The 4,464-nt window shown below is 59.7% G+C and carries 6 protein-coding genes; 3 read left to right on the forward strand and 3 right to left on the reverse strand.

Annotated features, from left to right (window positions below; genetic code table 11):
* Positions 1-127: 127 nt before the first annotated feature.
* Complete coding sequence (locus tag QMK17_RS25945; protein WP_283512161.1) at positions 128-526, forward strand: DUF6461 domain-containing protein; 399 nt, start codon at positions 128-130, stop codon at positions 524-526.
* A 162-nt stretch (positions 527-688) separates the two neighbouring features.
* Here the strand turns inward: QMK17_RS25945 and QMK17_RS25950 are convergent, their stop codons facing one another.
* Positions 689-877 carry a hypothetical protein gene (locus tag QMK17_RS25950; RefSeq protein ID WP_283512162.1) on the reverse strand — a complete coding sequence of 63 codons (189 nt, stop codon included), beginning with the start codon at positions 875-877 and terminating at the stop codon, positions 689-691.
* Positions 878-1,651: 774 nt separating this feature from the next.
* Positions 1,652-2,233: an NADPH-dependent FMN reductase gene (locus QMK17_RS25955; protein ID WP_283512163.1), complete on the reverse strand. Its 582-nt coding sequence runs from the start codon at positions 2,231-2,233 to the stop codon at positions 1,652-1,654.
* A 39-nt stretch (positions 2,234-2,272) separates the two neighbouring features.
* Here QMK17_RS25955 and QMK17_RS25960 point away from each other — a divergent pair, with 39 nt between their 5' ends.
* On the forward strand, positions 2,273-2,947 hold the full coding sequence (locus QMK17_RS25960) for a TetR/AcrR family transcriptional regulator (protein WP_283512164.1): 675 nt from the start codon (positions 2,273-2,275) through the stop codon (positions 2,945-2,947).
* A gap of 474 nt (positions 2,948-3,421) precedes the next feature.
* Here the strand turns inward: QMK17_RS25960 and QMK17_RS25965 are convergent, their stop codons facing one another.
* Positions 3,422-3,733, reverse strand: a complete 312-nt coding sequence (locus QMK17_RS25965) for a cupin (RefSeq protein WP_283512165.1) — start codon at positions 3,731-3,733, stop codon at positions 3,422-3,424.
* 251 nt (positions 3,734-3,984) lie between these two features.
* On the opposite strand from QMK17_RS25965, the gene QMK17_RS25970 reads away from it, so the two are divergent.
* A complete protein-coding gene (locus QMK17_RS25970) occupies positions 3,985-4,356 on the forward strand; it encodes a hypothetical protein (RefSeq protein WP_283512166.1) in 372 nt (123 codons plus the stop codon).
* The last annotated feature ends 108 nt before the right edge of the window (positions 4,357-4,464 follow it).

Genomic DNA, 4,464 nt, shown 5'->3' on the forward strand with positions numbered 1-4,464 from the left:
CTCACCCCGGCTGAGTATGCTGCCCAATGCACCCACAACCACCAACCGGTGGACGGCTGCGAGATCGACTGAAGATCAAACCGAAGCGGCTCTAGAACGCTGTGGTCCGACTATCGGGGACCTGCCAATGGGACCGGTCGCCGCCGGCCACGACATTGTGTCCGTCTACGGCGCCGAGGGCGCATACCAGTTCGTGATGTGGATCGACGGGGTCCTCCAGTCCTCGATCAATCCGAAGGAACGAGACTTCGACTCGACATGGGGTGGGAACGATCCGACGAGGTTCGATGAAGTCTGGGCGGCCGTCACGCCGAGCGCTACGGAAGACGATCCCCTTCAAGGCTTTGTCGTCTCCCAATCGTTGTTCGCTGCAATGGAGACAATCACAGGCGTCAGCCTGACCGAGGAGACTTTGACCGAGACGCAATTCGTGTTGGGCACTGTGGCAAGGATGATTCCTGCGACGGCAAGCGCATACTCACGCCGTCTGCGCGATGCCGGATGGAATGCCCGCGCGCTGACTTGAACTTCACACCCAGACCACCATCGGCGAACCTAGGCCGGGTGGTTAATGAGTGAGAAACCGGACAGCCGCTCGAGTGAATCCGAACGCGTCGACGTGCGCCAAGGTCTTCGCCCGCCGCCTTCCACATCGTCTTCATAGCAGCCGAGCCTGGCGGCCGGCGTGTCAGCGCGCAGTACGCCCGATGTCGTCGCGGACGTACCACGCGACCCAGAACAGCGGGAAGCAAGGAACGGCCAGCAACGCCAACACCGGGTTACTGGTGCGGCGGTACTCGCCGAAACCGGTAAGCACCGCTACAAGCGCAAGAACTGCAACGGGCACGGCCAGTACGACAAGCACAGCAGTCGTCACAGTGCACTCCTGTCCACATCAAGTCTTCGACTGAATCCTACCGGCGGTACAGCAGACCGTCGGGATTGAAAGATCCAATTCGTTCGGCGACTCGAGATCCTCAGCATCCGATCTTCTCGCCGGGAATGCTGCACGCTTCGAATACAGCTCATCCGCCAGTCCAGTTGAAACACAAAATCTCTGATGAGCTGGGAGCCTCTGACGCAGAGCCAGCTTCTGCGCGGGATGCTCAGTTGCAGCGGCGGCCAATTCCTCGCTAGGGCCCACCCTGAAGGGTATAGCTATAGAACTTTCCCATCGCGCCACTGGAGGATCACGCCAGTGGAGGTCTCGTAGCCACGCGGCCAATAGATGTCGTACCCTAGCGGCCACATGTGGTGCTTGGGGTACCAATCCGGCGTCTCTGGTGGATCGAATAGAGGAACGCCGTTCAACGGCGGCACATTGCTTCGTTGATACTCTCTACCCTCGACGTGAAGTTCCGGTGGAATCTGAGTGAGCCAGCAGACAGACGCATACTGAACTGAGAAGAAGCCGAATCCGGTGATCAGAAGGGCGACAAGGGCTCCCATCGGCATTACCAACCGTCGCATCCAAGCTTTCTGATCCATACGTCCCTATGCTCCTCTTTCCCGCTGGCAGCAAGCATTCCAGTTGACGACGCCCGCGAGTAATTGTTCGAGTTCGGCTACAGATCGGTCAAGCGGGCGAGTTCCTCGTCGACATGTACCAGCTTGATTGTGCACTCGATGACGACGGTGCCGGTCATACGAGCTACGCCGCCCTCCGGATGGGCCGCAGTGCCCGAGCCCACCGCTCGAGGTCATCGAGCGCCCGCGCGAGGTCGGTTTCACGCTCCACTGCCGGGGTGAACGTTGCGTATCCTTCGAAGTCGATTCCGAACCTGAGCGCGACGCTCGCGCGCACGTCAGCGAGTTTCAGCTCGCCGCAGATCTGCCGCAATTGTTCCACCGACCGGATGCCGCCATCGACGCCGTAGCTGACGAACGTGGCTGCTTTGTCATTCCACTCCGCGAACAGCACGTCCAGGGCGTTCTTCAGGACCGCTGGTGGCGCGTGGTTGTACTCGGGAGTGACGAAAACGAATCCGTCATAGGCTTGGATCGTCGAGGCCCACTCCACCGTGTGAGGCTGGTCGTATTGTCCAGCCATCGGCGGGAGGACCTCATCGATGAACGGCAAATTGATCTGCGCAAGGTCGATGACCTCGTACGAGGCCGCGGGGCGGTTGCTCGAAATGCGGGAAACCCAATCTGCGACAGTGCGGGCGTGGCGACCCGGGCGAGTTGATCCCGCGATAATGGCGAGGCGAAGCGGCGTAGTCGACGTAGTCAAGGGGAGCCTCCAGAGTGTTCCTAGCATTGGAAAACGGTGATGGCAGAAACTGTACATGGTTCCACGGGCCCGAAGGCTCGGGGCGGTCGGCCGAGCAAGCGTGCGCAGATCGAGACGGCCGCTGGGGAGGTGTTCGGGCGCGTCGGATTCGCGGACGCCACGATGGACTCCATCGCAGCTGAGGCTCAGGTGTCGACGAGAACTCTTTACCAACACTTCAGGTCCAAGAACGACCTGTTTGCTGCCGTTCTCACAGCCAGTGCGTCGCTGGTCGCCGGCGATTTCGCGCGCGGAGCGCAGCACGCCCTGCACACGGACGACGTGCGGTCAGCCCTGGTTGTGCTGGGCCACGCGTTCATCGACCAGCGGACGAGCCACCCCCAGCATTTCGCCATGGTGAACCAACTAAAGGCCCGCGCGGTCGCCCTCACCCCGGACCAGACCACAACATGGCACGACGCTGGCCCGTATCGAGTGCAGACAGAGGTAGCTTCCGTGCTCCACGAGCTTGGCCGTCGCCTTTGGCTCGGCGTCCCCGACGTTCGGCAAGCAACTCTGCACTTCATTGCGTTGACGACCGCCGAATCGACCATCCGCCCCTTCGGGGCCGAAGCGCTCACCCCGAGCCACGTCGAACCCATGGTCACAGCTGGCGTCGACGCGTTCCTTCGGGCGTACGGAACGGACACACTGCCGACCCAACCAATCAGCTGAGGAAGCCGCCAATCGAAGCGCCGATAGATTGCCGCAGCAACACGCTGAGCAGATGCATACTGACTCCGTGTCGAGTCGCCTATCACCGACAGCAGTCTCGGTCGCAATCGCTGCCGTTTCCCTGATATGCCTCATCGCGTCGTACGGTGCATTCGGTGGCTGGGGACTGATGGGCGGCGCAGAACAAATGTGTACGCGAGACCGACCAGCTGCGGTTTACAGTGCGAAGTGGGCGTGGGTGCCAGTGCCGGTGGCGATCTGCGAAAACTACGCCGACTCTGACGTCGTCGTGGGATCGATCGCGGTGAACTGGACGAACACGGGGGCAGGCGGCCTATGCGCACTCATACTCATTGCCAGTCTGACGTCTTCGATTCGGCGGCAGTGAGCAACATCGACCACTCGAGTACCGATGTCCGCTGGTGCGTGCCAGATTCGATGACGGACTGATCCTGGAGCGCGAAGCTGTGAACGTCAGATGGACCCTTCGCGCTCGATGACAACAATTCTTGCGGCGCCGATCGGTGCGGCCTTGTGCTCGTCACCTATCTCTGCCACGCACATGACTCCCGGCGTAAGTCTCTGTACGTGTTCGCCTGTCGTATCGCGATAGTGCATATCTACTGCCCCATCGACGACGATGAACACCTCGACGCCGTCGTTGACATGCCAGATGTATTCGTTGTCGGTCCAGTGCAATCGAACGGTGGCGGAGTCCAGTGACGCCAGCAACTGGGATCCCCACGCTTCGGGAGCCTCGAACTCGGCAGCTTCGATAAAACGCATACCCCACCGTACCGTCCGACGAAGCAAATCCAAGTGAGACCGGAGGGCGCAGCGGGATTGTGAGTAGAAGAGTTACCCGGCTGAACTTGGGCAGACTTTACGACCGTTCCGCTGGACGGATGTCACCATGTTCCCAGAACATTGGTCGTTCACGATCGATCACGATATACGGAATGAAACCCCACACAGCGGCTTGGGCGAGATGCAATATGATTTCGGGGTCAATGCGACAGGAGCTGAATGTGGTTGGCTTGAACGAGGACGCAGGTCGCGGTATTGCTTCATTGGTGATTGACACGATCCTCTACGGGGACATGATTCTTAATTATCTTGACGACGAGATTGCCGGTTCATACACCGAAGGTCCGCAAACAATCGTCAGAATTCACCGCGTAGGCCACCGCACCCGCAAAAAGACGCCGATAGGAACGCGAACTACATCAAGCCTGCGGGCGACAATCGACGGCAGAACTATCACCTTGAATCCAGGTCGAGCAAGACTGTTCAAGCGCTCCTACACAATTGACATCAGATTCGATGAGCGGATCCTGGCTCTGTCTGCCAAAGATTTGGAAGACAGCATGCTGCTGGACGGTCCAAAAAAATGGCTCTTCCGGTTTTAGAGTGCATCGAGTGCGCGGGTGAGGTTGCCGCAGTGCAGTAGTGATCGGATTCGGTAGTGGGTGAGGTTGCGGAATCCGAGAGCGTTGCGCCGCAGCGCTTCCAATCTG

It is taken from the genome of Rhodococcus sp. G-MC3 (genome assembly GCF_030063335.1).
In the GTDB taxonomy this organism is placed as follows: Bacteria; Actinomycetota; Actinomycetes; order Mycobacteriales; family Mycobacteriaceae; genus Rhodococcoides.

Excerpts from the sequence above, each read along its gene's own strand:
- QMK17_RS25945 (WP_283512161.1), top strand. The coding sequence starts at position 128 with ATGGGACCGGTCGCCGCCGGCCACGACATTGTGTCCGTCTACGGCGCC.
- QMK17_RS25960 (WP_283512164.1), top strand. The coding sequence starts at position 2,273 with ATGGCAGAAACTGTACATGGTTCCACGGGCCCGAAGGCTCGGGGCGGT.
- QMK17_RS25965 (WP_283512165.1), bottom strand. The coding sequence starts at position 3,733 with ATGCGTTTTATCGAAGCTGCCGAGTTCGAGGCTCCCGAAGCGTGGGGA.